Source organism: Nocardioides sp., assembly GCF_047602075.1.
GTDB lineage: Bacteria > Actinomycetota > Actinomycetes > Propionibacteriales > Nocardioidaceae > Nocardioides.
In genome coordinates, this window is sequence record NZ_JASGIF010000001.1 from 932,352 (window position 1) to 959,249 (window position 26,898).

Consider the following 26,898-nt stretch of genomic DNA (forward strand, 5'->3'; position numbering starts at 1 on the left):
TTTCCTTCTCTAGAGGACTTTCTCGAGGAACGCGCGAGTGCGGGGATGCACCGCGTTCTGGTTCAGGGAGGACGAGGGGCCTTCCTCGAGAAGCTCACCGTCCTCAAGGAAGAGGAAGCGGTCGCACACCTCGCGCGCGAAGCCGACCTCGTGGGTCACGATGACCGACGTCATCCCGTCCCGCACCAGATCTCGGATGACCTGAAGAACCTCGCTGACCATCTCGGGATCGAGGGCGCTGGTTGGCTCGTCGAACAACAGGGCCTCGGGTTTCATTGCGAGTGCGCGAGCGATAGCCACTCGCTGTTGCTGTCCCCCGGACAGCTGACCGGGGAAGGCGCGCGCCTTGTCCGACATGCCGACTCGTTCAAGGAGCGCGAGCGCCTCCTGCTTGACGATGCCCTTCTCGCGCTTCTGCACCCCGGTGGGCGCCTCGGTGAGGTTCTCGAGCGCGGTCAGATGCGGGAACAGGTTGAACTGCTGGAAGACCATGCCTAGCCGCTGTCGCTGGCGCGCCTCGAGGCGATCTGGGAGCTCTCGCATCCCGTTGCGATGAGTGGTGTACCCCATCAGATCTCCCGCGAGGAACATCGCGCCCTCGTTGGGCCGTTCGAGCATGTTCAGACAGCGCAGCAAGGTGCTCTTCCCGCTGCCCGACGGCCCCAGGATGCAGATGGCCTCACCCGCGGCAACCTCGAAGGAGATCGACTTGAGCACTTGATGCTCACCGAACCACTTCGAGATGTTCACCGCCGCCAAGAGCGGAACGCTCGTCACAAGATCCTCCCGACACGATCGCGGCGCAGAGCGCGCTCCAGGTGGTACTGGCCGTAGGACAGCAGGCTGACGAAGACCGTGTACCAGATCGTCGCGACCAGCAGCAGCGGGATGATCTGGTAGGTGCGGTTGTAGATCGTCTGCACGGTGTAGAGCAAGTCGGGCACGGCGATGAAGGCCGCCAGGGAGGTCGCCTTCAACAAGTTGATGGTGTCGTTGCTGATGGGCGGGACGGCGATTCGCATCGCTTGAGGGAAGATAATCCGGAAGAACGTGCGGACCTTCGTCATGCCTAGGGCCGCGGCCGCTTCCCGCTGCCCAGTAGGAATGGCGAGCAACGAGGCTCGGATGATCTCCGAGGTGTAGGCCGCCTGCTGGAGCCCGAACGCGAGCACGGCGGCCCAGAAGCCGCTGACCACGTTCCGGGTGTCGGTCGCCCACCACTCCGGACCAAACGGGATGCCGAGTGCGATTCGCGGGTAGATGATCGCGATGTTGAACCACAAGATCAGCAGCACGAGCAGCGGGATCGACCGGAACAGCCAGACGTAGACCCCGGCGATCGCCCGCAGCAGCGGGTTGCCCGACAGGCGCATGTTGGCCAGCACGACTGAGAGTACGAGGGCCAGGGCCATCGACAGCACGGTCAGCAGCAGGGTGTTACGGATACCGGTCATGACTGTGGGGTCGAAGAGGTACTTCCAGACGACCTCCCAATCGAGCGCAGGGCGACGCGCGAAGTCCACCACCACGGCAGTTGCGACGAGCAGGATGACCACGGCCAGGGCGTTGCGGACCGCATGGTTCGGCGGATGGTGCGGTGACGCGCCGAGGCGAGCTGCCTCCGCGCGCCACCGCTCCGCCGGGGGAAGATCTGGTGCGGCGGAATCGTTCACTGGGTGACCAGACGCGACTTCTCGATCATCATGTCCGGGGTGCCATAGGTGTCGAAGATCTCCGCATACGAGCCGTCCTCGATGATGGAGTTCACCGCATCCACGAGCTTCGGACCCCACTCACTGCCCTTCTGCACCGCGAAGCCGACCTCGGTCTCCTGGAAGACGGGGCCGGTGACGGCCCACTTTCCAGGATTCTGCTGCGCCTGGTAGCCGATCGAGCTGAGGGTGTTCGTCGCGGCGTCGATCTGACCACTCTGGGCCGCCAACTCACCGCTGGCCCAGTCCGGGAACGTCTTGATCTCGATCGGGTCCATGCCCCCTGCAACGCAGTCCTTCGACTGCTTCTGCAGGGTCGGGATCGGGCTCGAGCCGGTGACCAACCCGATCGTCAGACCACAGAGATCCGTCATCTCCGAGCCGATCTCAGGGCTGCCGGCCTTGACCTCGAAGCTGTAGCCGTCCTTCATGGTGATCACGAAGTCGAACTTCTCCAGCCGCTCCGGTGTCGCATCAGCACCTGGCACGAAGATGTACTTGCCCGACTCCAGGCCCAGAAGCGAGTTCTCCCAAGTTGTCTGTTCGTTGACAACCTCGATATCCAACGGTGGTCCAACCGCGAGAGAAAGATCCGGCAGCATGCCGATCGACTTGCCCGCATCGTCGGTGAACGCCCACGGCGGGGCGCCGGTCTGCTGCGGAATCGTGAACTGCTTCGCGCTGGAACTCGACCCAGAGTCGGTTCCGTCCTTCTCTGAATCACTCGAACTGCCGCACCCGGCCAGCACAAGCACCGTGGTGGTCGCGCAGAGTCCGGCAAGGATGCGCCTGTGAGGTAGTGACATGGGACTCCCTTTGGGGTTTGGGGGGTGGAGCGTTCGGCCGAGTTTAGTGAGCGAGTCATCGAAATCCGCCGTGCTATCACATCGTCTTATCCGCTAAAGTCAATGCCTTCGCACTGCTTTCTGCAGCAGGCAGTGAGATTCAGGCGAGGAGACGAGCCCCCATGGCCCTATTGACCGATGTCGTCGAACGGCTCGGAGACATGATCCGCGTTCTCCCTGGTTGTCAGGTCGCTGCGCGATCGGTGACCACGTGCGGGGTGATCGACCCGGTCGAACTCCACACCGACCGCACGGATCGCTCTGACGAGGTGCTCTTGTTGGTATCAGGTCTCGACGACATCGCCGACGTATCCGCTGATCTACGATCCATGCGGCCCGCGATGGTCATCGTCAAGACCGCTGACGAAGCGAGCTGGCGGACCATCGCCCGACAGAGCTCGGTGCCGGTCGGTGTGGCGCGTGGGGACATCACCTGGGGCCAGCTTCTCGGGCTCATCACGAGCGTAATCCGCGCGACGTCGCTTCCTGGTCCGGAGGCCTCCGTGGCCGATGACATCGATGCCTCGTCACAAGGAGACCTCTTCGACCTCGCCATCTCGCTCGCCACCCAAGTGTGCGGCTACGTCACGATCGACGACGCCCACACTCGCGTCCTGGCCTTCTCTCCGCTCGACGAACACGCCGACCAGTTGCGACGAGACTCGGTGCTCGGGCGTGCAGCGCCGCCGGGTCATCTAGAGCAGATCCGCACGATGGGAGTCTGGGACGCCCTTCGGCGCGGCGAACTCGTCGAGCTACCCGGGACGGCCTCCACCATGCCTCGCCTGGGGATCGGGCTCATCGACCCGCACGACGGACGCTACGTCGGGGTGATCTGGGTTCAGCGTGGCCCCGACCCATTCGCGCCCAGGGCTCGCCAACTCCTGCGCGCGGCAAGCGTCGTGGCGGCCGGGATGATCGGGCAACGCAGCCGCGCACGTAATCGCGATCGGACCCTCCTCAGCCAGCTGCTCGGCATATCGGAGTCGCTCGAGTCGCCACGCACCTTGACCACAGCGCTCGGCCTCGACGGCATCCAGACGTGGGCGCTCGGTGCGTTACAGGTGCACGGGCCTCGGCGCCCCGGTCCGGTATGGACCCGCGTCGCCACGACCGTGCAACTCGAGGCCGCCACCGTTGGAGGGGGGTCGCGAATCCTCGACACACCCGAGATTCTCTACGTCCTCGTCCACGATCCGACACCGAAGGCCGACCTCGAGGCGTGGGCCAGGCGTACGTCGGCAACGTTGGCGGCCAGCCGGCTTGCCGTGCGTGTCGCTGTCGGCCCGATCGGTCACGGGGCTCAGGACCTACGCTCCATGCGCGAGGCGTGTGACACGCTACTCGCTGACATCGCCGTCGACGACGAGAACAGGATCCGCACCTATGAGGCACACCGCGCCGAAGTCACCCTTGCCCAGATAGCCCAGGCCCTCAGGGAAAGCGGCCTCGTCTCCGCCGCTCGGGTGGAGGCCCTCCGACTCGCGAAGTACGTCGACGGCGACGAGCTCGCTCAAACCATCTCGACCTACCTCAGGTCGAATCTCAATACCGGCGCGACCGCGGCGGAGATGGGGATCCATCCCAACACCCTCAGGCAGCGACTCAAGCGGGTCGAAGCCACGGTCGGTGTCGATCTCTCCAATGCGGCCGACCGGCTCTTGTTGGAGCTGGAACTCCGGGCTCGAGAATAGGTCCGAGAAATCGGAGCAAATATACGTAGAGGGCCACCGTGGTGGCCCTCTACGGGTGTTTGTTCGGCGGCGTCCTACTCTCCCACAGCCGTGTGGTTGCAGTACCATTGGCGCTGGCAGGCTTAACTTCCGGGTTCGGGATGGGTCCGGGTGTTTCCCTGTCGCTGTGGCCGCCGTAACTCTATGCCACCCCTTTTTGTGCCGGTTGTTGGCTGTTGGGGTGGTTTTGTTGTTATACCGGGGCCCCTGTTGTTTGGGTGGGGTTGTTTGGGTGGGGTTTTGGTTTTTGTGTAGTGGATGCGAGCACCAGTAGTTGTGCGCTGTGGTCCCCTTGGACTGTGTTGTCTGGTGGGGTGTGTGGTGTGGTGGTGTGTGTGGCAAGCCCTCGGCCTATTAGTACCGGTCGGCTGGGCATTGCTGCTGTAGACCTCCGGCCTATCGACCCCATGGTCTGTGGGGGGCCTTACCACCATATGGTGTGGGAAACCTTGTCTTGAAATGTGCTTCCCGCTTAGATGCGTTCAGCGGTTATCACGTCCGGACGTAGCTAACCAGCGGTGCCCCTGGCGGGACAACTGGCATACCAGAGGTTCGTCCATCCCGGTCCTCTCGTACTAGGGACAGCTTTTCTCAAGTTTCCTGCGCGCGCGGCGGATAGGGACCGAACTGTCTCACGACGTTCTAAACCCAGCTCGCGTGCCGCTTTAATGGGCGAACAGCCCAACCCTTGGGACCTGCTCCAGCCCCAGGATGCGACGAGCCGACATCGAGGTGCCAAACCATCCCGTCGATATGGACTCTTGGGGAAGATCAGCCTGTTATCCCCGGGGTACCTTTTATCCGTTGAGTGACCACGCTTCCACATGCCGTGGCCAGATCACTAGTTCCGACTTTCGTCCCTGCTCGACGTGTCTGTCTCACAGTCAAGCTCCCTTGTGCACTTACACTCGCCACCTGATTGCCAACCAGGCTGAGGGAACCTTTGAGCGCCTCCGTTACATTTTAGGAGGCAACCGCCCCAGTTAAACTACCCATCAGGCACTGTCCCTGAACCGGATCACGGTCCGAGGTTAGACATCTAGTACGGCCAGAGTGGTATTTCAACGTTGACTCCACCACCACTGGCGTGGCCGCTTCACAGTCTCCCACCTATCCTACACAAACCGTACCAAACACCAATACCAAACTATAGTAAAGGTCCCGGGGTCTTTCCGTCCTGCCGCGCGTAACGAGCATCTTTACTCGTAGTGCAATTTCGCCGAGCCCATGGTTGAGACAGCGCCCAAGTCGTTACTCCATTCGTGCAGGTCGGAACTTACCCGACAAGGAATTTCGCTACCTTAGGATGGTTATAGTTACCACCGCCGTTTACTGGGGCTTAAATTCTCCGCTTCACACCCGTAGGGTGTTGACGGGTCCTCTTAACCTTCCAGCACCGGGCAGGAGTCAGTCCGTATACATCGTCTTACGACTTCGCACGGACCTGTGTTTTTAGTAAACAGTCGCTTGGGCCTGGTCTCTGCGACCCTCACCGCTACCCACCGCAAAGGGTGTTGACGGGTCGGGTCCCCCTTCTCCCGAAGTTACGGGGGCATTTTGCCGAGTTCCTTAACCATGGTTCGCTCGATCGCCTTGGTATTCTCTACCTGATCACCTGAGTCGGTTTGGGGTACGGGCGGCGCATAGCTCGCTAGAGGTTTTTCTCGACAGCATAGGATCACCCACTTCACCACTATCTGGCTCGGCATCAGATCTCACACCCCCGCCAGTGGCGGGTACAACCCGGATTTGCCTGGGCTGCGTGCTACATCCTTACCCGCGGACAACCATCGCCGCGGCTGGGCTACCTTCCTGTGTCACCCCATCGCTTGACTACTACCCGGTCGGGTCCCACGCAGCCCCACCCCGCCAGCACCCGAAGGCGATGGTCGTGGGTGGCTTTGGGTGGTTAGCATCACGGACCTCGTCAGGGTCGCTACCTTGCCGGTACCAGAATATCAACTGGTTGTCCATCGACTACGCCTGTCGGCCTCGCCTTAGGTCCCGACTTACCCAGGGCAGATGAGCTTGACCCTGGAACCCTTGATCATTCGGCGCGCGTGTTTCTCACACGCGATTCGCTACTCATGCCTGCATTCTCACTCGTGTCGCCTCCACGCCTAGATCACTCCGACGCTTCACCGGCGACACGACGCTCCCCTACCCACCCACACACCTGAACCCACCCCCACAAAGAGAGACAGGCTAGGACAAACGCATGGGTGCCATAGCTTCGGCGGACGACTTGAGCCCCGCTACATTGTCGGCGCGGAATCACTTGACCAGTGAGCTATTACGCACTCTTTCAAGGATGGCTGCTTCCAAGCCAACCTCCTGGTTGTCACTGCGACTCCACATCCTTTTCCACTTAGCCGCCGCTTAGGGGCCTTAGCTGATGGTCTGGGCTGTTTCCCTCTCGACTACGGAGCTTATCCCCCGCAGTCTCACTGCCACGCTATGGCTTGCTCCCATTCGGAGTTTGGCTAACGTCAGTAACCTGGTCGGGCCCATCGGCTATCCAGTGCTCTACCTGGAACAAGAAACACGCAACGCTGCACCTAAATGCATTTCGGGGAGAACCAGCTATCACGGAGTTTGATTGGCCTTTCACCCCTAACCACAGGTCATCCCCTCCATTTTCAACTGAAGTGGGTTCGGTCCTCCACGACGTCTTACCGACGCTTCAACCTGCCCATGGCTAGATCACTCCGCTTCGGGTCTTGATCGCGCTACTACACCACACCCAAAAAGATGCGGCTACGCCCTGTTCGGACTCGCTTTCGCTACGGCTACCCCCCACGGGTTAACCTCGCAACACAACACAAACTCGCAGGCTCATTCTTCAAAAGGCACGCCATCACCCCACCCAAAAGGATGAGGCTCTGACGGATTGTAGGCACATGGTTTCAGGTACTATTTCACTCCCCGCCAGGGGTACTTTTCACCTTTCCCTCACGGTACTCGTCCGCTATCGGTCATCAAGAAGTATTTAGGCTTGACGGGTGGTCCCGCCAGATTCACACAGAATTCCACGAGTTCCGTGCTACTCGGGAACACGACAACGCAGCCACAGGCTTACAACTACGGGACTATCACCCTCTACGGCACCGCTTTCCAACGGCCTCGTCTTCACCCAATGGTTTCTCACTACGCACCCAGTATGGCAGCCCGGGCCCATCGCGTCCCACAACCCCCGCAACACAACACCTGCCAGCTTGAACATGCCACGGGTTTAGCCTCATCCACTTTCGCTCGCCACTACTCACGGAATCACTATTGTTTTCTCTTCCTACCGGTACTGAGATGTTTCACTTCCCGGCGTTCCCTCCCAACACCCTATTTCATTCAGGTGCAGGCGACTGGACATGACTCCAGCCAGGTTACCCCATTCGGACACCCCCGGATCACAGCTCGGTTGCCAACTCCCCAGGGCTTATCGCAGGCTCCTACGTCCTTCATCGGCTCTTGATGCCAAGGCATCCACCATGCGCCCTTCACAGCTTGCCAAACAAACCAACACAACACACACCAAAAACAATGCGTCATGCACTCAAAACAAACACTGCAAAGAACCACAAAACATACACTACAAAGACACTCGCATCCACTATACAAAAACCAAACAACCCACCCACACCCCCACAACCAGAACAAACCGGCCAACCAGAAACCTGGCCAACCAGAAACCTGGCCAACCAGAAACCTGGCCAGAAGGGGACGGGGCCCTCCAAGCAACCAACCCCCACCACCATCACTGGCAGCACACGGGCTGATTCCTCAGAACCCCAACAGCATGCGACACCCCACACCCCCACCACACCAGCCCAGACGGGCCACCGGGAGGGGCGTGTCCCCCCACTGATTCGGGTGGGGAACACGGGGAACCCCGGGCCGGCCCCAGGGGGGTCGGGCGGGGTTGTCGATGATTCCACTATGAGTTCCACCCAGTAGTGGTCTGCTGCCGTGGTCGGCAGCAGACACTGTAGGGGGTGGTGCTCCTTAGAAAGGAGGTGATCCAGCCGCACCTTCCGGTACGGCTACCTTGTTACGACTTCGTCCCAATCGCCAGCCCCACCTTCGACCACTCCCTCCCCACAAGTGGGGTTGGGCCATGGGCTTCGGGTGTTGCCGACTTTCGTGACGTGACGGGCGGTGTGTACAAGGCCCGGGAACGTATTCACCGCAGCGTTGCTGATCTGCGATTACTAGCGACTCCGACTTCATGGGGTCGAGTTGCAGACCCCAATCCGAACTGAGACCGGCTTTTTCCGATTCGCTCCCCCTCACGGGATCGCAACGGTCTGTACCGGCCATTGTAGCATGCGTGAAGCCCTGGACATAAGGGGCATGATGACTTGACGTCATCCCCACCTTCCTCCGAGTTGACCCCGGCAGTCTCTCATGAGTCCCCACCACCCCGAAGGGCGTGCTGGCAACATAAGACAAGGGTTGCGCTCGTTGCGGGACTTAACCCAACATCTCACGACACGAGCTGACGACAGCCATGCACCACCTGTAGGAAACCCTTACGGACCCACCATCTCTGATGGATTTCTTCCTATGTCAAACCCAGGTAAGGTTCTTCGCGTTGCATCGAATTAATCCGCATGCTCCGCCGCTTGTGCGGGCCCCCGTCAATTCCTTTGAGTTTTAGCCTTGCGGCCGTACTCCCCAGGCGGGGCGCTTAATGCGTTAGCTACGGCACGGAACCCGTGGAATGGATCCCACACCTAGCGCCCAACGTTTACGGTGTGGACTACCAGGGTATCTAATCCTGTTCGCTCCCCACACTTTCGCTCCTCAGCGTCAGGACATGCCCAGAGAACCGCCTTCGCCACCGGTGTTCCTCCTGATATCTGCGCATTTCACCGCTACACCAGGAATTCCGTTCTCCCCTGCATCCCTCTAGTCTGCCCGTATCGAAAGCAAGCCACCAGTTAAGCTGGCGGATTTCACTCCCGACGCGACAAACCGCCTACGAGCCCTTTACGCCCAATAATTCCGGACAACGCTCGCACCCTACGTATTACCGCGGCTGCTGGCACGTAGTTGGCCGGTGCTTCTTCTCCCACTACCGTCACCCCCACCAAAAAGTGAGAACTTCGTCATAGGTGAAAGAGGTTTACAACCCGAAGGCCGTCATCCCCCACGCGGCGTTGCTGGATCAGGCTTCCGCCCATTGTCCAATATTCCCCACTGCTGCCTCCCGCAGGAGTCTGGGCCGTGTCTCAGTCCCAGTGTGGCCGGACACCCTCTCAGGCCGGCTACCCGTCAAAGCCATGGTAGGCCACTACCCCACCATCAAGCTGATAGGCCGCGAGCACATCCCACACCACCCCCGAAGAGGCTTTCCACCACACAACATGCGCCATGTAGTCCTATCCCGTATTAGCCACCGTTTCCGACAGTTATCCGAAAGTGCAGGGCAGATTACTCACGTGTTACTCACCCGTTCGCCGCTCGAGCACCCCAAAAGAGGCCTTTCCGCACGACTTGCATGTGTTAAGCACGCCGCCAGCGTTCGTCCTGAGCCAGGATCAAACTCTCCATCGAAAACCAAAAACCCCAAAACCCCAAACAGGACCCCAGAGCATTCAGCACTAAACAGAAAACCGATCTGGCAACAGACAAGCTAGCCTGTCACAGAATCATCAAAAAAACATCAACCCAAAAACACCCCAAAAAAACAGAGCCCAAGGATCAACGAGTAAACAAATCAATTCATCGACTATCACACACTGTTGAGTTCTCAAAAATCAGACACGCGACTCGAGGCCGGCTGGCTGCCCCGGTGGCCGGCTCACACGAGCGAGCACCACCAACTGGGCAACCTGGAAGAACTTACCGGGTGTCGGTGAGAGCGTCAACTTGGCGACGCGTCCGGCGCGCCACCGCCGGGCGGTAAGCCGAGACGGTCGGCTCACCGCTCAGCCAGAACCGCCACGGACGCTCCGCGGCCGGTCGGAGCCCGACCCGCGGGCCTGTGCTGACCAAGGAGGCCGAGACCGCGCGCGAGCGCGGCTCGAGCAGCAACTCGGGGCCGGCGAGAGACAGCCCGTTGTAGGTCAGGTCCAGGCCCAACGCCGAGCACAGCCGAGCGGGCCCACGGGCCAGGTCGCGGTCCGTGGCGCCCAGCCGGCGGCCCTGAGCAATGTCCGCGCCGGCCACCACCTCCCCTGCCCGCAGCAGCACGGCAGAGGCAACCCCCTCCGGTCCGCAGACCACGTTGCAGCAGTGGTGCATGCCGTAGGTGAAGTAGACGTAGAGGTGGCCGGGTGGGCCGAACATCACCGAGTTGCGCGGCGTCTGGCCTCGATAGGCGTGCGAGCCGGGATCGTTCGCGCCGTCGTACGCCTCGACCTCGGTCAGCCGGACCGCCACCTCGCCATGCCGAAGCACCGCGCCGAGCAGTCGGGGCGCGACCTCAAGCACCGGTCGGCGGAGCAGGAGATCTAGTCGATCGCTCACGGCGACGTGAGACTGGCTCGATCACCCGCGATCTGTCCGCGCAGCTCTGCGAGCTGCTCCGCGACCCGGGCTGGTGCGGTGCCGCCTCGACCGGTGCGTGCGGAGACCGACCCGTCGACGGTGAGCACCGAGCGGACATCCGGCGTCAGCCGCGTCGAGATCTCGGCGAGCTGAGCATCGGTGAGGTCGGCGAGCTCGACGCCCAGCTCCTCACAGCGGCGCACGCAGGCACCGGCCACCTCGTGTGCCTCACGGAAGGGCACCCCCTCCCGCACCAGCCACTCGGCCACGTCGGTGGCGAGGCTGAAGCCCTGCGGGGCCAGCGTCGCCATCCGCTCGGTGTCGAGCTCGAGCGTGGCGACCATCCCGGTGACCGCGGGCAGCAAGATCTCGAGAGTGTCCACGGCGTCGAAGACCGGCTCCTTGTCCTCCTGCAGATCGCGGTTGTAGGCCAGCGGCAGCCCCTTCAGCGTGGCGAGCAGACCGGTCAGGTCACCGATCAGTCGACCCGCCTTGCCTCGGGCCAGCTCGGCGATGTCCGGGTTCTTCTTCTGCGGCATGATGCTCGACCCCGTCGACCACGAGTCGTGCAACCGGGCGAACCCGAACTCCGCGGTCGCCCAAATGGTGATCTCCTCGGCCAACCGGCTCACGTCCACGCCGACCATCGCAGTGACGAAAGCGAACTCTGCGGCGAAGTCACGTGCCGAGGTCGCATCGATCGAGTTGGCGCTGGAGCCGGCGAAGCCCAGCTCTGCCGCCACTGCCTGCGGGTCGAGGTCGAGGCTGGAGCCGGCGAGCGCGCCGGAGCCGTACGGCGAGTCGGCGGCCACCCGGGCGTCCCAGTCGCGAAGTCGGGAGACGTCCCGGAGCAGCGGCCAGGCATGGGCGAGCAGATGGTGGGAGACCAGCACGGGTTGCGCGTGCTGGAGGTGGGTGCGACCGGGCAAGACCGCGCCCCGGTGGCGTTCGGCCAGGTCCGCGAGCGCGGAGGCGAGGTCGAGGAGCAGGTCGGCCAGCACCCGCCCGTGGTCGCGCAGGTACACCCGGAACAGCGTGGCGATCTGGTCGTTGCGCGACCGGCCGGCGCGGAGTCGGCCACCGACCTCGGCGCCCACCTCGTCGAGGAGCAGCCGCTCGAGCGCGCCATGGACGTCCTCGTCGCCGGGATCGGGCAGCAGCTCCCCCGCCGCGAACCGATCGCCAAGCACCGCCAGGCCGCGCAGCAGCTCGGCATGGTCGGCATCGGTGAGCAACCCGGCGGCGTGGAGGGCGTTGGCGTGGGCGCGAGAGCCGGCCAGGTCGTAGGGCACCAGCCGCCAGTCGAAATGGGTGGACCGGGACAGCGCTTCCAGCTCGGGGCTCGGGCCTGATGCGAAGCGGCCGCCCCACAGCGTGCCGCTCTTGGTGGTGCCCAGCTCGGGCTCCGTGATGTCGGTCATCTGCTCATGCTCCCGCAGCGAGCTCGAGGAACCGATTCGCCAGCGCGTCACCACCGGCCGGATCGCGCGCGATCACCAGCACCGTGTCGTCGCCGGCGATGGTGCCGAGCACCTCGGCGAGCTCGGCCTTGTCCAGGGCCGAGGCGAGGAACTGGGCGGCGCCGGGAGGCGTCCGGAGCAGGACCAGGTTGCCGCTCGACTCCGCAGTGACCAGGAGCTCACCACACAGTCGGGCCATCCGGTGCGCGGCCGCGGCAGTCTCCACCGGTGCGGCGGGGCGCCGGTCGCCGCCCTCGCCCGGCACGGCGTACACCAGCGCGCCCGAGGCCGCCCGGACCTTGACCGCGTCCAGCTCGACCAGGTCGCGAGACAGTGTGGCCTGGGTGACCTGCAGCCCTTCGGCCGCGAGCAGGTCCGCCAGCTCGGTCTGCGAGCGCACCTCGTGATGGGTGACCAGCTCGACGATGCGCCGCTGGCGAGCAATCTTGGTCGGCGGTGTGCTGGCGCGCGGATCGGTCATGGCTGCTCTCCCAAAGCCTCGTCAAGGATCTGCGGCCAGGCCGCGAGGAAGCTGTCCGCCTCGCCGGCAGTGAGGATCAGTGGTGGAGCCATCCTGATCCGATCCGGGGTGGGGTTGTTGACGATGAACCCGTGCCGCTGGGCGGCGGCAACCACCTCGGCAGAGACCGGCTCGGTGAGATCCAGACCGATCAGCAGACCGGCAGCGCGCACCTCGCTCACGCGGGCATCGGCGGCCAGCCCTGTCGCCAAGCGGGCGCCGAGAGCGGCAGCGTGGTCGAGCAGGCCCTCGGCCACAATCGTGTCGAGGACCGCCAGGGCCGCCGCGCAGGCGACCGGATTGCCGCCGAAGGTGGTGCCGTGGTTGCCGGGCTGGAGCAGCGTCGCGGCGTCCCCGAACGCCACACAGGCGCCGATCGGGATGCCGCCGCCGAGGCCCTTGGCGAGGGTGACCACGTCGGGACGCACCGGCAGCTCGGCGTCGACGAGCTCAGGGTTGCGGTGAGCCAGCCAGGCACCCGTGCGGCCGATCCCGGTCTGCACCTCGTCCAGCCAGAGCAGCGCGCCGTGGTCGGCGGTGATCTGGCGGGCCGCGGCCAGATAGTCCCGCGGAGGCACGACGACGCCCGCCTCGCCCTGCACCGGCTCCACGACCACGGCGGCCGTCCGGTCCGTGACCGCGGCGGCGAGCGCCTCCGCGTCGCCGTACGGCACGAAGGTGACCTCGCCCGGCAGCGGCTCGAACGGAAGCCGATAGGCCTCCTTCGCGGTGACCGCCAGCGCACCCATGGTGCGTCCGTGGAAGGCGCCCTCGGCGGCGACCAGGTGGGTCCGGCCGGTGCGCCGGGTCAGCTTGAGGGCGGCCTCGTTGGCCTCGGTGCCGGAGTTGGTGAAGAAGACCCGGCCGGGACGGCCGTCCATCGCGAGCAGCCGCTCCGCGAGCTCGATCTGCGGTCGGGTGGCGAAGAAGTTCGACACGTGGCCGAGGGTGTCGAGTTGCCTGGTCACCGCTGCGACGACCGCCGGATGGGCGTGGCCGAGCGCGTTGACCGCGATGCCACCGAGCAGGTCGAGGTAGCGGGTGCCGGCGTCGTCCCAGACCTGGGCGCCTTGGCCGCGGGTCAGCACCAGTCGAGGTGGGCCGAAGGTGTTCATCAAGGCACCGGTGTAGCGGTCCGCCCAGTTAGATGTGGTGGTCGGCGCGGTCATGTCAGGCTCCCGTGGGCCGGTCGGATCTTGGTCTCCACGCCAGGCAGCACCTGGGTGCCGACGCCCTCGTCGGTGAAGATCTCGAGCAAGACGGCGTGCCGCTCGCGGCCGTCGACGACGGTGGCGCGCGGCACTCCTTCGGTCACCGCCTGCAGGCAGGCACCCATCTTGGGCACCATGCCGCTGGCCAACGTCGGCATCAGCTCGGCCAGCGCCTCGGGGCTGATCTCCTTGATGACGTCGTCGCTCGCCGGCCAGTCACGGTAGAGGCCTTCCACGTCGGTGAGCACCAGCAGCTTCTCGGCGCCCAACGCGATCGCCAGAGCCGCTGCCGCGGTGTCGGCGTTGACGTTGTGGACCACCCCGTTGACGTCGGGTGCGACGCTGGAGACCACCGGGATGCGACCGGCGTCGATGAGGTCGAGCACCGCCTCCGGACGGACCTTGGCGACCTCGCCGACCAGCCCCAGATCGACCTCCTCGCCGTCGACCACGGTGTTGGTGGGCTTCGCCGTGAACAACCCGGCGTCCTCCCCCGAGAGGCCGACGGCAAGCGGTCCGTGCTGGTTGATCAGCCCGACCAGCTCGCGCTGGACCTGGCCGACGAGCACCATCCGGACCACGTCCATCGCCTCGGGAGTGGTGACTCGGAGGCCGCCGCGGAACTCCGAGGAGATCTCGAGTCGGTCGAGCATCGCCGAGATCTGCGGACCACCGCCGTGCACGACGACCGGCTTGAAGCCCGCGAATCGCATGAAGGCGATGTCCTCGGCGAACGCCTGCTTCAGGTCGGGGTCGGTCATGGCGTTGCCGCCGTACTTCACCACCACGATCTTGCCGTGGTAGGCCTTCAGCCACGGCAGCGCATCGGCCAGGGTGGCCGCCTTGTTCGGGTCGGGGATCTTCACAGGTGGTCCTAACCGGGCGCCCTAGGAGGAGTACGCACTGTTCTCGTGGACGTAGGCATGGGTGAGGTCGTTGGTCCACACGGTGGCGCGCTCGGCACCCGCCTTGAGATCGATGGTGACGGTCACGTCACGCGCGGTGAGGTCGACGGCGCTCGGATCCTCGGCCGGTGTCGAGCGGCGGCAGACCCAGACGCCGTTCATCGCCACGTCGAGATCGGCCGGGTCGAAGGTCGCGGACGTGGTGCCGATGCTGGCCAGCACCCGCCCCCAATTGGGGTCGTTGCCGAAGACGGCCGCCTTGAAGAGGGCGCTGCGGGCGACGCTGCGGGCGACCTCGATGGCATCGTCCTCGGTGGCCGCATTGAGCACCGAGATCGCAATGTCGTGGTCGGCGCCCTCGGCGTCGCGGAGCAGCTGCATGGCCAGGTCGGTGCAGGCCTGGGTCAGCGCCGCGGTGAAGTCGTCGAGCGGCGGCGTGATCCCCGACGCCCCTGACGCCAGCAGCGTCACGGTGTCGTTGGTCGACATGCACCCGTCGGAGTCCAGCCGGTCGAAACTCACCCGGGTCGCCGCGCGCAGCGCCCGATCCAGCTCCGCGGACGTCATGACGGCGTCGGTGGTGAGCACGACCAGCATCGTGGCGAGCTGCGGCGCCAGCATCCCGGCACCCTTGGCCATCCCGCCGATGCTCCAGCCGGCTCCCTCCACCACGACCTGCTTGCTCACCGTGTCGGTGGTCATGATCGCCTCCGCCGCGTCCGCGCCGCCGTCTGGCGTCAGCGCTGACGCGGCCGTGTCGACGCCCGCCAGCAGCTGGTCGCGGTCGTTGGCCATCCCGATCAGGCCGGTCGAGCAGACCACCACGTCGATGGCGCCGATGCCGAGATGGCCCGCCACCTGTTCGGCGACGGCATGAGTGGTCTGGAAGCCGTCGGCGCCGGTGTAGCAGTTGGCTCCGCCGGAGTTGAGTACGACGGCGCGCACGACGCCGTCCTTGACCACCTCCTTGCTCCACAGCACCGGGTTGGCCTGGCAGCGGTTGGCGGTGAACACGGTGGCGGAACAGAAGGTCGGGCCGTCGTTGACGACCAAGGCCAGGTCCTTGCCGCCGGAGCTCTTCAGCCCGGCGGTGACGCCGGTGGCCCGGAAGCCGGCGGGAGTGGTGACGCTCATGGGATCTCTTCTCGAAGTCGGGTCGGCTGGGGCGGCGGTCGGGTCAGCGTCGTCGTCGGCTCATGGCGCGAGTCCCACCGTGCTCAGGCCGGTCGTCTCCGGGAGGCCGAGGGCAAGGTTGAGGCACTGCACGGCGGCGCCGGCCGTGCCCTTGGCGAGGTTGTCCACGGCACCGACGGCGACCAGTCGACCGGCCGCCTCGTCGACGGTGACCTGCAGGTGGAGGGCGTTCGAGCCCAGCACCGCCTTGGTCTGCGGCCACTGTCCTGGCGGGAGGACGTGCACGAACGGCTCGTCGGCGTAGGCCGCGGCATAGGCGTCGTACGCGCTCTCGGCGGTGACGCCCGCGACGACCGGTGCCGAGCAGGTGGCCAGGATCCCGCGCGACATCGGGACCAGCAGCGGCGTGAAGCTGACCGCGACCGGTGCGCCGGCGACCGCGGACAGGTTCTGCACGATCTCCGGGGTGTGCCGGTGGACGCCGCCGACTCCGTAGGCCGAGGCGTTGCCCATCACCTCGCTGCCGAGCAGGTGCGACTTGGCCGACTTCCCCGCACCGGAGGTGCCGCTGGCCGCGACCACGACGATGTCGGGCTCGACCAGGCCTGCCGCGACCGCGGGAACCAGGGCGAGCGAGGAGACCGTGGGGTAGCACCCCGGCACCGCGATCCGGCGCGCTCCGGTGAGCACGGCCCGTTGGCCGGGCAGCTCGGGCAGGCCGTAGGGCCAGGTGCCTGGATGCTCACTGCCGTAGAACCGTGCCCAGGCGCTCGGGTCGGTCAGCCGGAAGTCGGCGCCGCAGTCGATCACAACCGTGTCGTCGCCGAGCTCCGTCGCCAGCGCACCGGACTGGCCGTGTGGGAGCGCGAGCACGACGATGTCGTGACCCGCGAGGGTGTCCGCGTTGGTCGGCTCGAGCACGCGGTCGGCCAGCGGCAGCAGGTGCGGCTGCAGGACACCCAGTCGCTCACCGGCGTTGGAGCCGCCGGTGAGCGCGCCGATCCGGGCCTCGGGGTGGCCGAGCAGGAGTCGCAGTGCCTCGCCACCGGCGTACCCACTCGCGCCCGCGACCGCCACGGAGAATCCAGCCATGTGCATGACTATACATATTGCTGCATGCCTAGGCGAACCGGGTCGGAGGCTGTCGGGCTTGGACGGTAGGTTGCGGGGATGACTCGTCTCAGCTTCGACGACTACCTCGCTCACCTGCGCTCGGAGTCCGCTCGCTTCCGCGAGGTGCTCGCCAGCTGCGACCCGGCCGCCGCCGTGCCGACCTGCCCGGCCTGGGACGCTGCCGACTTGCTGTGGCACCTCACCACGGTGCACGACTTCTGGGCGTACGTCGTCACCCACCGGCCGGCGCCGCCGGAGGAGTACTCCGAGCCCGAGCGCCCCACCGACTATGCCGACCTGCTGGCCGCCTTCGACGACGCCTCCGGGCGACTCGTCGCCGCGCTGGAGGGCGCCCCGCCCGCCGACCCGGCATGGACGTGGTCGACGGAGCAGACGGTGGGCTTCACCTTCCGGCGGCAGGCGCACGAGGCGCTGATCCACCGGTTGGACGCGGAGATTGCCGCGGGCGTCGACCATGCGTCCATCGATCCCCGGTTGGCGGCCGACGGCGTCGACGAGATCCTCGACGTGATGTACGGCGGTTGCCCGCCCTGGGGGACCTTCTCCCCGCTCCCCCACTACGTGCGGGTGGACCTGATCGACGTCGACCAGTCGGTGTGGGTGCAGCTCGGCCACTTCGACGGCACCGACCCCGAGGGCGTGGAGTATCACGAGGACGACATCCACGTCGTGTCCGACCCGGGTGAGGAGCCGGACGCCGTCATCGGCGGCACCGCCGCCCAGCTGCTTGCCCGGCTCTGGCGGCGCGGGCCCGGTGACGAGATCCAGCTGGCCGGGGACCTGGCCATGGTCGACCACTTCCGCGCTGCCGTCCACCACCCCATCGACTAATGCGGCTCGCGCGCACGGCCGGCGGAGCCGGAATGCATCGGGATTGACGATGCATCACCGGGGGCGTTGGCTGGACTGGTGACCAGCACCGAGGCCGAAGAGTTCGACCGGGTCTTCCAGAGCGTCTATCTGACCTTCCACCGACGCGATCGGAAGCACTCGGAGCTGACCGCGGCCTCGCGGGCGGTGCTGACCCATCTCGGGCTGAGCGGACCCGTCACGATCGGCGAGGCTGCCGCGCACCTGGACCGTGCCCAGTCCGTCGTAAGCGACATCGTGAGCCAGCTCGAAGACAAGGGGCTGCTGGAGCGTGAGGCCGATCCGGCCGACCGCCGCCGCACGCTGGTCTGGCTGACGCCGACGGGCTTCGACCGGCTTGCCGCGGACCGTCGGGTGCTTTCGACGGAGTTGCTCAACCCCGCACTGGCCGGGTTGACCGACGACGAACGTGCCGGCCTCTTCCGAGGGCTGCGTGCCCTGCTCGCCGCTCCCGCGGCCCGGCACGGGCTGGCCCGCCACCACGACGATCCCCCGCCCCACTCCGACCGAAAGGACGAACGATGACCAGCACGACATCCTGCGAGAGCTGCGACATGCCCATCGAAACCGGGCGCTACTGCGGCTACTGCACCGACGCCGAGGGCAACCTCCAGTCCTTCGACGAGCGTTTCGAGCGGATGGTCTCCTGGCAGGCGCGCCGCGAGCCAGACTCCACCCGCGAAGAGCTCGAGGCCGCGACGCTCGCCTACATGGCGACGATGCCCGCCTGGCAGGACCACCCCCGCGTGGCCGCCGCCGGCAAGTAGCCGGGCGACCGCTCGCTATGACGTTGCGCGGGCGATGTCGATCGGCTCGAGGATGCGAGTCTCGGGGCTGCCCACCAGTGCCGGCGCCCGGTCGGGCGAGGACCAGACCTGCGTGCGCAAGAAGCCCTCGAAACGAGCCGCTGCCTCGGCATCGTCGAAGTCCAGCTCGATGACCAGGACGTGCGGCGCATTGCTCACCTGGCAGATCCGCTGTCCTCGGACGCCCGCGTCCACGCGACCCTGCTCGAATCGACCGAATGCCGTGATCCAGACGTCCAAGTCGGTGATCGCGTGCTCAATCTGCAAAGTGGCCATGGGTCCGCTCCTTCCCTGAAGACGTCCACACGGTAGGTCGGTGTGGTCGACCGCAGCCATCCCGAGAACCTGGGATGGCGCTCTACGATGACTCGTGGTCACCGCGTCCGCTGGTCCGCTCCTGCTGCGCCGAGTGCGTGAGGTGACCCGTGCCGGTCTCGACGACCGCGCGATGCGCTCCACGATCCTCCAGGAGATCCGTGCTCGGATCCCTTTCGAGGCCTACGTGTGGCTGCTCACCGATCCGCGAACCGCCGTCGGCACCGCGCCGCTTGCCGACGTCGGGCCGCTCCCACAGGAGTTGCTGCCTCGCCTGATCGGCTTGAAGTACCGCACCCGGGTGAACCGGTGGACCTCCTTGTCGATGGGGCAAGCCGTAGCCCTCGCAGCGACCGCACAAGGTGACCTGGCTGCGAGCCTGATGTGGCGCGAGCTCCTTCGACATCACGATGTCACCGACATCGCCTCCCTGGTGCTGCGTGACCGATACGGCTGCTGGGGCTTCGTCGACCTCTGGCGAATCGGGTCTGCACCGTTCGCCGAGGAGGAGCTCCGAATGCTCTCGCTGCTGACACCGGATCTGGTCGTCGCGCTCCGCGAGCGAGCAGCCGCCAGTTTCGGTCTCGACACAATCCCCCGCGATCATCCCGGCTCGGCCGTCGTCCTACTCGATCCGGAAGCTTCGGGTGCTCTCGGTCACCGACGCCGCTCACCGATATCTCGACCGGCTGCTGCCCTCGCCCGACGCCGGCAGCAGCATCCCCGCCAGCGCCTACAACGTCGCGGCCCAACTACTCAGTCGCGAGGAAGGGGTCGATCCCGCGGAGGCGACGGTGCGGACCCATGTCGGCGACGGTGTCTGGCTCACTCTGAGTGCTGCCCGGATGTCCTCGAACATCCCCGCCTCGATCAGCGACATCGCCGTGACGATCGAGCTCACCTCTGCCTCGGACCGGTTGGATCTGTTCGCCCGATCGCACGCCCTGACCGGCCGCGAGACCGACGTGTTGCATCAGGTAGCGACGGGCGCAGACACCCGCACCACCGCCCGCGCGCTCGGCATCACCGAGCTCACCGTCCAGGATCACCTGCGGGCGATCTTCGCCAAGACCTCCGTGCGCAGTCGAGGCGAGCTCCTCGCCCGCGCCCTCGGCACTGTCAGGCGGTGACTGGTGGTCACCTGGGCGACACCGTCCTGCTCTGCTGCGCTCTTCTTGCGGCTCCCGCGCCCCTATGGGTGCTGAGTACCCGGTCTGCTGGACACTCAGCACCCACAACCGCGCACCAGACGGGCCAGGATCCAGTCTGGCTCAGCGCTGGACGGCGCCGCAGCGGTCGGCGGCGACCGCGATGGCGGCGTCCCGGGCGGCGGAGGTCTCCTCGACGGTGAGGGTGCGGTCGGGGGCACGGAAGCGGAGCCGGAAGGCCAGCGACTTCTTGCCCTCCCCGACCTGGTCGCCGGTGTAGAGATCGAACAGGCGCACCGACTCCAACAGCTCACCGGCGCCGTCGCGCAGCGCGGCCTCGAGCTCGAGCGCGGTCACCGTGTCGTCGACAACGAGGGCGACGTCCTCGCGGGCCACGGGGTAAGGCGACAGCTCGGGGCCGCGGACCACGTCGACCGCGAGCGCGAGCAGCTTGTCGAGATCGACCTCGGCGGCCGCGCTCCGCGGCGCGACGCCGAAGGCAGCGCAGACCTTCGGGTGCAGCTCACCGGCGTGGCCGAGCACCACGTCGCCGGCGACGAACTCCGCGCAGCGGCCCGGGTGCCAGGGCGCGCGGGCAGCCGCGCGCACCTCGACCGGGACGTCGAGCGCATCCGCCACGTCACGCACGGCGGCGACCGCGTCCTCCCAGCCCGCCGGGCGGCCCTCACCCCACCAGCCGGAGCGGTCCCACTCGCCGCAGACCACCACACCGAGGTGCCAGGGCTGGGCAGGCAGCGCCTTGTCCAGGTCCGCCAGCTCACCCTCGGTCGGTCGCCGGTCCACGGGCAGGATCGGCGCCGGACCGCCGGCGTGCGGCAAGGTCACCGTCGCGGTCTCGAAGAGCGCGACATTGGGCAGACCACGACCGGTGTTGCGAGCGGCGGCCCTGAGCAGACCCGGCAGCAGCGTAGTGGTCATCGCCGGCTCCTCAGCCGAGAGCGGGTTGGCCAGGGTGAGGACGGTGCGCCGCTCGTCGGCCTCGTCGAGCCCCAGCGCATCGAGGTCGGCCTGCCCGACGAAGGGGAAGCTGACCACTTCGACGAAGCCCGCGCCGGCCAGCGCACGCCCGACCCTGCGACGCAGCCGCTGCTCGCGGGTCAGCCCGCGACCGGCGGGAGCCGGGGGCAGCACGGACGGGACGTTGGCGTAGCCGACGATCCGGGCCACCTCCTCGACCAGGTCGAAGGGGTCGGTCAGGTCGGGCCGCCAGGGCGGGACTGTCGCGGTGATCTGGTCGCCGTCCACGACGACCTCGCAGCCGATCGCCACCAGGTCGGCGACGACCGTTTCGGCGCTGATCTCCAGGCCGGTGATCCGAGCCGGCAGGCCGGCGTCGATGACGATCGTGGCGGGCGGCGGCGGCGTGCCGACGACGGTCACCCCGGCCTCGACCGTGCCACCCCCGTAGGTCGTGAGGAGCTCGGCCACCCGGTCGGCGGCGGCCTCGCAGATCGTCGGGTCGACCCCACGCTCGTTGCGCTTGCCGGCCTCGGAGGTCAGCTTGTGGCGGCGGCCGGTGCGGAACATCGACACCGGGTCCCAGTGGGCCGCCTCGATGAGCACACGGGTGGTCGAGTCCGACATCTCGGTGGTCTCGCCGCCCATCACGCCGCCGAGGCCGATGATGCCGGAGTCGTCGGTGACGACGAGGTCCTCGGTCGAGAGCTCGCGGTCCGCACCGTCGAGGGTGGTGAGCCGCTCCCCCGCTGCCGCTCGACGGACCCGGATCGGCCCCCGCAGCTTGTCGAGGTCGTAGCCGTGGATGGGTCGCCCCATCTCGAACATGACGTAGTTGGTCACGTCGACCGCCAGCGAGATCGGCCGCTGGCCAACCAGCGTCAACCGGCGCGCCATCCAGGCCGGCGTCGGCGCGGACGGGTCGAAGCCGACCACGGTCCTGGCCACGAAGACCGGGCAGCCCGTCGGATCGTCCACGAGCACGGGGTAGCCCTCCGCGTCGGGCGTTGGCGTGTCGCGGAGGGCCGAGTCGCGGAAGGGTACGCCGTCGCCGTGGACGGCGTACTCCAATGCGGCCTCGCGGGCGACGCCGCGCAAGGACATCGCATAGGCCCGGTCCGGGTTGATCTCGAACTCGATCACCTCGTCGCGGAGGTGCAGCAGCGGGATGGCGTCCTCACCCGGCCCCCCGAAGCCCTCGGGGAGCACGATGATGCCGTCGTGGTCGTCGCCGAGCCCGAGCTCGCGGGACGAGCAGATCATCCCGGCGGAGATGTGGCCGTAGGTCTTCCGCGCGGAGATCTCGAAGTTCCCCGGCAGCACGCCGCCCGGCAGGATCACCACGACCAGATCACCCGGCTTGAAGTTGTGCGCGCCGCAGACGATGCCCTGCGGCTCGCCGGTGCCGTTGGCGTCACCGACATCGACGGTGCACCAGTTGATGGTCTTGCCGTTCTTCTGCGGCTCGGGCTCCATGGTGAGCACGCGGCCGACCACCAGCGGACCACTGACGTCGTGACCCGGGCGCTCCAGCGCCTCCAGCTTCAGGCCGAGCGCGGTGAGGCGGTGGGCGAGCTCGTCGGTGGGCACGTCGGCCGGCAGGTCGACGTACTCCCGCATCCAGGACAGGGGCGCCTTCATCTCACAGCTCGCTTCCGAATGCCGAGGAGAACCGCACGTCGCCCTCGAAGAACGCGCGCAGGTCGGTGATGCCGTGGCGGAACATCAAGGTGCGGTCGATGCCCATCCCGAACGCGAACCCGGTGTAGCGCTCCGGGTCGATGCCGCAGGCGACCAGCACGCGCGGGTTCACCACGCCACAGCCGCCCCACTCGATCCAGCCCTCACCCTTGCAGGTGCGGCAGGTCTCCACCGCTCCGGCCGCGCCTCGGCAGACGAAGCAGCGCAGGTCCACCTCGGCGCTGGGCTCGGTGAAGGGGAAGTACGACGGCCGGAACCGTGTGTCGATCCCCTCACCGAACATCGCGGCGGCGAAGTGGTCGAGAGACCCCTTCAGGTGGGCCATGGTGATGCCCTCGTCGACGACGAGCCCTTCTACCTGGTGGAACATCGGTGAGTGAGTGGCGTCGTACTCGTCGGTGCGGAAGACCCGTCCAGGGCAGACCACGTAGATCGGCGGGGTCCGGGTCAGCATGGTGCGCGCCTGGACCGGCGAGGTGTGCGTGCGCAGCACGACGTGCTGCTCGGCAGGCTCGGTCCAGAACGTGTCCTGCATGGTGCGCGCGGGGTGGTCCGGCCCCAGGTTGAGCGCGTCGAAGTTCAGCCACTCCGCTTCGATGACCGGGCCCTCGGCCACCTCCCAGCCCATCGCGACGAACACGTCGGCGATCAGCTCGGAGCCCATCGTGATCGGATGGCGGGCACCGCGCGGGGTGCGGTCGACCGGCAAGGTGACGTCGACGGTCTCCTCGACCAGCATCCGCTCCTCGTGCTCGGCTTCGAGGATGGCGGTGCGCTCGGCGAGGGCCTGGTTGACCGCGCCACGCGCCTGGCCGACGCGCTGGCCGGCCTCCTTGCGGGCCGCGGGTGGCAGGGCGCCGATCTCGCGATTGGCCAGCGCCAGCGGAGAACGGTCGCCCGCGTGCTCCAGCCGAACCTGCTTGAGCTGGTCGAGGTCACCGGCCGCCGCGATCGCGGCGAGCGCCGCGTCCCGCATGGCCTCGACCTCGGCGGCGGCCAGCGGGGTCACCTGGACCGGGTCGTAGTCGGTGTTTGGTCCGGACATGGGAGCCTCTCGTGTGCGGGCAGACCCGCAGATTCTAGGTGGGCAGTCGGGAGGGGCTGCTCCCCGGACCGGGCGCGGTCGGATGTCCGGTGCGCGACGACGACGTCAGCGCGGCGTGGCGGACCCCGGACCCGTCACCGGTCCGGGGCAGCGAAATCGTTGTGCGCACGCCACAGCGGCAGGCTACGCCCGCCGAAGCGGCGCCGCCACCTGGTTGTGAGCAGCGCAGCGATCAGTCTCCGCTCGTCACGATCAGCATCCGTGACGTGCAGACGCTGCCTGGGTCCGCTGAGTGCGCGTCGAGCGCTGCGAGCGCGCGGCGCTGACCCCAGGTCCAGGCTCGCCATCCGGTGCGGTGGACGTCGGGTACGGCGCAGGCGCCCACCTCGGCGGGAAGCTCGGGCATCGATTCCATGATGACCGGCACGGCGTCGGCCGAAAGCCCCTGCAAGTAGACCCAGTCGAGCTTGCCGGTGGCCTGGTAGCGGTCCAGGTTGTGCTGGGCGATCCAGGCGTCGGGGTTGAGCAGTGCCAGACCCGCCAGTGCCGCGGCCCCGGTGAGCAGCGCGAACCGGGGCAGCCATCCTCCGCGTAGAGGTGCCCCCGCGGCGGCCACACCAAGGATGACCAGCCCCAGCCAGCCTTCGAAGACCCAGACCAGCAGGCGGGTCCGGGTGAAGCCGTATGCCGCGTCGTACACCGACATCCGGTGCAGCGCGGACCAGACGACCACCAGTGCCAGCACACACAACACCCCCAACACGCCGCGCAGCCAGCGGCGGTCGATGGCTGTCTCGACGGAAGCCTTGTGATTGGCCGCGCTGACCACGGCCAGGGTGAGCAGGGTGCCGACCACGAGCTGCCAGAAACCCTGATGGGCGTATTCGGAGTAGGTCAGCCCGGTCGTGTGCCGCACGTAGCTGTCGCCGCCGAAGACCTCCGCCACCTGCGCCAGCAGGAAGACCACGAAGACGGCCTCGATCAGCACGACCGGCACCAGCCACTCGAATCGGCGCCGCGCCGGGCGGCGTACGCCGGCGTTGGGGCGGTCGACGGCGGGCGGGTTCATGGCAAGGTACGACGCCGCCAGCACGACGCCGCCGACGAAGACGGCGGTGAACGTGCGCCAGACCAGCGAGTCGCTGTTCCAGTCCGGCAGCACCATGTCGACCCAGTGGGCGACCAGCGCATCCGCCGAGGCGAACAGGGCGCCGAACACGAGCACCCCGGCGGCGGACAGCACGGCAGTGCGCACCACGGCTGGACCGCGGCCCGACCTGGTGACGCCGGTGGCGACCCGGCCGAGCCAGGGCAGGCCGCGCAGCCCGGCCAGCGGCCAGCTGATGGCAGCCACCACGAACCCCGGCACCGTCCGCGCTCGGGTGACCGCGGCCGCAAGCAGACCCGCACCGGCCAGCAGGCAGAGCACGCCGATCCACTCGGCGTCACGAAGCACGGTAGTCGAGGCCAGCAGCGCGCAGAGCGCGGCGCTGCCGAGCATGAATGGGTCTCGGCGGTCGCGAGCGGCGTAGAGCACGGTGGCCCCGCAGGCGGCGAGCACCAGCCAGGCGCCCAACCCGAGGATCTGGGGCGCGACCAGGAGGGCGGCCAGCACACCGCCGCCAATCGCGGCCACCATGATGAACCGCCGCGCCGGCAGCTCACGCTCCGGCCAGAACGCACCGAACAGCACCTCCATGGCGGGCGGTGGGAGCCTCTCTGTCACCGGAGGCGCGATTGGCAGGGACAGGGTCGACGGAGGGGGCGTCGGTGCGACCGTGTGTGGCACGGGTCTCTCCTTGGTGACGCTCGGCTCGGCGGGCATCTCCAGGAGCAGGCGTGCGCCGGGCGCACCGGCCGGGGGATCGACGAATCTGATGCTCCCGCCGTGCAGCTCGGCCACCCAGCGCGCGATGGCCAGGCCGAGCCCGGTGCCGCCTCCGTCGGATCGGCCCCCATCAGATCGGCTCCCATCAAGTCGGCCGAGGGTTCCGAACCTCTCGAAGGCACGCTCTCGATCCTCCGGCGCGATGCCGGGCCCCCGGTCGGACACCGTCAACCGCCAACCGTTCGCAGTGGCTTCGGCCCGCACGGACACGACCGCGTCCGTCGGGCTGTGCCGGGCCGCGTTCTCCAACACGTTGGTCAGCAGCTGCCGGAGACGAGCCGGGTCAGCGCGCACGGTGAGGTCTCCGGGGCGGACCTCGATCGAGTGTTGGACCGCACGACTGGGGAGAGTGAGCTCGGCCACCACCTCGGTGAGCAGGCCCAGCACCGGCACCTCGGCGAGGTCGAGCGGACGCAGCCCCGCCTGCACCCGCGACAGGTCGAGCAGGTCGGCGACCAGACCACTGAGCCGGCGGGTCTGACCGAGCAGCGCGTCCAACGCCTCCGGGGTGACCGGCTCGATCCCGTCGGTGAGGTTCTCGAGGCGGAGGCTGAGCGCGGTGAGCGGCGTGCGCACCTCGTGGGCGACCGTCGCCACCAGCTCGCGCCGCTGCTGGTCGACCGACGCCAGGTCGGCGGCCATCGTGTTGAAGGCGCGAGCCAGGTCACCGACCTCGTCGCGGGCGGTCTCGGTGACGCGGATGGAGTAGTCACCCGACGCCATCCGCCTGGTCGCGAGAGTCATCTCCCGCAACGGAGCCGTCATGCCCACCGCGAGCAGCTGGGTGACGCCGAGGGCCAGCGCGATGGTGACCGGGATGGCCAGCCACGGTGCGACCCCTCCGCCGGCGCCGATGGTGCCGATCACGGCGGCGACGGTGGCACTGGCCGCCACCAGCAGACCGAGCTTGAGCTTGAGGGAGCGGAACGGCGCGAGCGGCGTGGCCGCGGTCGTCGAGGCGGAGTCGCCCTCCACCGCGGGATCGTTCATCGGACTGCTCATCG

20 protein-coding genes and 3 rRNA genes are annotated in these 26,898 nt (G+C 67.1%); 6 read left to right on the plus strand and 17 right to left on the minus strand.

The genetic code is table 11. From position 1 onward, the window contains the following. Window positions 1-9: 9 nt before the first annotated feature. The 3 genes from QM714_RS04825 to QM714_RS04835 are packed head-to-tail and all read right to left on the minus strand — an operon-like array spanning window position 10 to window position 2,314. The gene (locus QM714_RS04825; RefSeq protein ID WP_415098116.1) at window positions 10-777 is read right to left on the minus strand and encodes an amino acid ABC transporter ATP-binding protein; all 768 of its coding nucleotides are present in this window, start codon (window positions 775-777) and stop codon (window positions 10-12) included. Next, window positions 774-1,673, minus strand: coding sequence for an amino acid ABC transporter permease (locus tag QM714_RS04830; RefSeq protein ID WP_415098118.1), 900 nt, complete (start codon window positions 1,671-1,673; stop codon window positions 774-776). The genes QM714_RS04825 and QM714_RS04830 overlap by 4 nt, the downstream gene beginning before the upstream one ends. Then, window positions 1,670-2,314 carry a transporter substrate-binding domain-containing protein gene (locus QM714_RS04835; RefSeq protein WP_415100979.1) on the minus strand — a complete coding sequence of 215 codons (645 nt, stop codon included), beginning with the start codon at window positions 2,312-2,314 and terminating at the stop codon, window positions 1,670-1,672. Before QM714_RS04835 ends, QM714_RS04830 begins: the two co-directional genes overlap by 4 nt. Between QM714_RS04835 and QM714_RS04840 the strand changes: the two genes are divergently transcribed. Together QM714_RS04840 and QM714_RS04845 are read left to right on the plus strand one after the other, a co-directional pair. After that, a complete protein-coding gene (locus QM714_RS04840) occupies window positions 2,313-2,507 on the plus strand; it encodes a hypothetical protein (protein ID WP_415101092.1) in 195 nt (64 codons plus the stop codon). The two genes, QM714_RS04835 and QM714_RS04840, sit on opposite strands and share 2 nt — an antisense overlap. Window positions 2,508-2,679: 172 nt before the next feature. Continuing rightward, entirely contained in the window at window positions 2,680-4,251 is a 1,572-nt protein-coding gene (locus QM714_RS04845; protein WP_415098120.1) for a PucR family transcriptional regulator, read from the plus strand. A 61-nt stretch (window positions 4,252-4,312) separates the two neighbouring features. On the opposite strand, the gene rrf is transcribed toward QM714_RS04845, so the two are convergent. The 10 genes from rrf to argC all read right to left on the minus strand — a co-directional run bounded on the left by rrf (window position 4,313) and on the right by argC (window position 17,107). Then, a 5S ribosomal RNA gene (gene rrf, locus QM714_RS04850) occupies window positions 4,313-4,429 on the minus strand. A gap of 195 nt (window positions 4,430-4,624) precedes the next feature. Continuing rightward, window positions 4,625-7,797: ribosomal RNA gene (locus QM714_RS04855) — 23S ribosomal RNA — on the minus strand. Between the two features lie 496 nt (window positions 7,798-8,293). Continuing rightward, window positions 8,294-9,843: ribosomal RNA gene (locus QM714_RS04860) — 16S ribosomal RNA — on the minus strand. Together the 16S, 23S and 5S rRNA genes form the textbook arrangement of a ribosomal RNA operon. Before the next feature lie 288 nt (window positions 9,844-10,131). Beyond that, on the minus strand, window positions 10,132-10,758 hold the full coding sequence (locus QM714_RS04865) for a DNA-3-methyladenine glycosylase (protein WP_415098122.1): 627 nt from the start codon (window positions 10,756-10,758) through the stop codon (window positions 10,132-10,134). Next, window positions 10,755-12,200, minus strand: a complete 1,446-nt coding sequence (gene argH, locus QM714_RS04870) for an argininosuccinate lyase (protein WP_415098124.1) — start codon at window positions 12,198-12,200, stop codon at window positions 10,755-10,757. Before argH ends, QM714_RS04865 begins: the two co-directional genes overlap by 4 nt. Window positions 12,201-12,204: 4 nt before the next feature. Next, entirely contained in the window at window positions 12,205-12,720 is a 516-nt protein-coding gene (locus QM714_RS04875; protein WP_415098126.1) for an arginine repressor, read from the minus strand. After that, window positions 12,717-13,928: an acetylornithine transaminase gene (locus tag QM714_RS04880; RefSeq protein ID WP_415098128.1), complete on the minus strand. Its 1,212-nt coding sequence runs from the start codon at window positions 13,926-13,928 to the stop codon at window positions 12,717-12,719. The genes QM714_RS04875 and QM714_RS04880 overlap by 4 nt, the downstream gene beginning before the upstream one ends. Beyond that, complete coding sequence (gene argB / locus QM714_RS04885) at window positions 13,925-14,836, minus strand: acetylglutamate kinase (protein ID WP_415098130.1); 912 nt, start codon at window positions 14,834-14,836, stop codon at window positions 13,925-13,927. The genes QM714_RS04880 and argB overlap by 4 nt, the downstream gene beginning before the upstream one ends. A gap of 21 nt (window positions 14,837-14,857) precedes the next feature. Continuing rightward, window positions 14,858-16,009: a bifunctional glutamate N-acetyltransferase/amino-acid acetyltransferase ArgJ gene (argJ, locus tag QM714_RS04890; RefSeq protein WP_415098132.1), complete on the minus strand. Its 1,152-nt coding sequence runs from the start codon at window positions 16,007-16,009 to the stop codon at window positions 14,858-14,860. A 60-nt stretch (window positions 16,010-16,069) separates the two neighbouring features. Next, window positions 16,070-17,107 (minus strand): N-acetyl-gamma-glutamyl-phosphate reductase, encoded by a 1,038-nt coding sequence (argC, locus tag QM714_RS04895; protein ID WP_415098134.1) that lies wholly within the window; start codon window positions 17,105-17,107, stop codon window positions 16,070-16,072. A gap of 72 nt (window positions 17,108-17,179) precedes the next feature. On the opposite strand from argC, the gene QM714_RS04900 reads away from it, so the two are divergent. The 3 genes from QM714_RS04900 (at window position 17,180) to QM714_RS04910 (ending at window position 18,780) form a co-directional block, all read left to right on the plus strand. Continuing rightward, entirely contained in the window at window positions 17,180-17,974 is a 795-nt protein-coding gene (locus QM714_RS04900; RefSeq protein WP_415098136.1) for a maleylpyruvate isomerase family mycothiol-dependent enzyme, read from the plus strand. 78 nt (window positions 17,975-18,052) lie between these two features. Next, the gene (locus QM714_RS04905) at window positions 18,053-18,538 is read left to right on the plus strand and encodes a MarR family winged helix-turn-helix transcriptional regulator (protein WP_415098138.1); all 486 of its coding nucleotides are present in this window, start codon (window positions 18,053-18,055) and stop codon (window positions 18,536-18,538) included. After that, window positions 18,535-18,780, plus strand: coding sequence for a hypothetical protein (locus tag QM714_RS04910; RefSeq protein ID WP_415098140.1), 246 nt, complete (start codon window positions 18,535-18,537; stop codon window positions 18,778-18,780). Before QM714_RS04905 ends, QM714_RS04910 begins: the two co-directional genes overlap by 4 nt. A 15-nt stretch (window positions 18,781-18,795) precedes the next feature. Here QM714_RS04910 and QM714_RS04915 read toward each other — a convergent pair whose 3' ends face one another. After that, on the minus strand, window positions 18,796-19,095 hold the full coding sequence (locus QM714_RS04915; protein ID WP_415098142.1) for a hypothetical protein: 300 nt from the start codon (window positions 19,093-19,095) through the stop codon (window positions 18,796-18,798). 686 nt (window positions 19,096-19,781) lie between these two features. Between QM714_RS04915 and QM714_RS04920 the strand changes: the two genes are divergently transcribed. After that, window positions 19,782-20,264 carry a helix-turn-helix transcriptional regulator gene (locus tag QM714_RS04920; RefSeq protein WP_415098144.1) on the plus strand — a complete coding sequence of 161 codons (483 nt, stop codon included), beginning with the start codon at window positions 19,782-19,784 and terminating at the stop codon, window positions 20,262-20,264. A 141-nt stretch (window positions 20,265-20,405) separates the two neighbouring features. Here the strand turns inward: QM714_RS04920 and pheT are convergent, their stop codons facing one another. The 3 genes from pheT to QM714_RS04935 all read right to left on the minus strand — a co-directional run bounded on the left by pheT (window position 20,406) and on the right by QM714_RS04935 (window position 26,896). Next, window positions 20,406-22,901, minus strand: a complete 2,496-nt coding sequence (gene pheT / locus QM714_RS04925; RefSeq protein WP_415098146.1) for a phenylalanine--tRNA ligase subunit beta — start codon at window positions 22,899-22,901, stop codon at window positions 20,406-20,408. Window position 22,902: 1 nt separating this feature from the next. After that, complete coding sequence (gene pheS, locus QM714_RS04930) at window positions 22,903-24,006, minus strand: phenylalanine--tRNA ligase subunit alpha (RefSeq protein ID WP_415098148.1); 1,104 nt, start codon at window positions 24,004-24,006, stop codon at window positions 22,903-22,905. Window positions 24,007-24,238: 232 nt separating this feature from the next. Next, a complete protein-coding gene (locus QM714_RS04935) occupies window positions 24,239-26,896 on the minus strand; it encodes a DUF4153 domain-containing protein (protein WP_415098150.1) in 2,658 nt (885 codons plus the stop codon). Window positions 26,897-26,898 lie beyond the last annotated feature (2 nt).

Coding starts and splice junctions, on each gene's coding strand:
- QM714_RS04840 (WP_415101092.1), top strand. CDS start 2,313: ATGCCGATCGACTTGCCCGCATCGTCGGTGAACGCCCACGGCGGGGCG.
- QM714_RS04835 (WP_415100979.1), bottom strand. CDS start 2,314: ATGCTGCCGGATCTTTCTCTCGCGGTTGGACCACCGTTGGATATCGAG.
- QM714_RS04845 (WP_415098120.1), top strand. CDS start 2,680: ATGGCCCTATTGACCGATGTCGTCGAACGGCTCGGAGACATGATCCGC.
- argH (WP_415098124.1), bottom strand. CDS start 12,200: ATGACCGACATCACGGAGCCCGAGCTGGGCACCACCAAGAGCGGCACG.
- QM714_RS04875 (WP_415098126.1), bottom strand. CDS start 12,720: ATGACCGATCCGCGCGCCAGCACACCGCCGACCAAGATTGCTCGCCAG.
- QM714_RS04880 (WP_415098128.1), bottom strand. CDS start 13,928: ATGACCGCGCCGACCACCACATCTAACTGGGCGGACCGCTACACCGGT.
- argJ (WP_415098132.1), bottom strand. CDS start 16,009: ATGAGCGTCACCACTCCCGCCGGCTTCCGGGCCACCGGCGTCACCGCC.
- argC (WP_415098134.1), bottom strand. CDS start 17,107: ATGCACATGGCTGGATTCTCCGTGGCGGTCGCGGGCGCGAGTGGGTAC.
- QM714_RS04900 (WP_415098136.1), top strand. CDS start 17,180: ATGACTCGTCTCAGCTTCGACGACTACCTCGCTCACCTGCGCTCGGAG.
- QM714_RS04910 (WP_415098140.1), top strand. CDS start 18,535: ATGACCAGCACGACATCCTGCGAGAGCTGCGACATGCCCATCGAAACC.
- QM714_RS04915 (WP_415098142.1), bottom strand. CDS start 19,095: ATGGCCACTTTGCAGATTGAGCACGCGATCACCGACTTGGACGTCTGG.
- pheT (WP_415098146.1), bottom strand. CDS start 22,901: ATGAAGGCGCCCCTGTCCTGGATGCGGGAGTACGTCGACCTGCCGGCC.
- pheS (WP_415098148.1), bottom strand. CDS start 24,006: ATGTCCGGACCAAACACCGACTACGACCCGGTCCAGGTGACCCCGCTG.
- QM714_RS04935 (WP_415098150.1), bottom strand. CDS start 26,896: ATGAGCAGTCCGATGAACGATCCCGCGGTGGAGGGCGACTCCGCCTCG.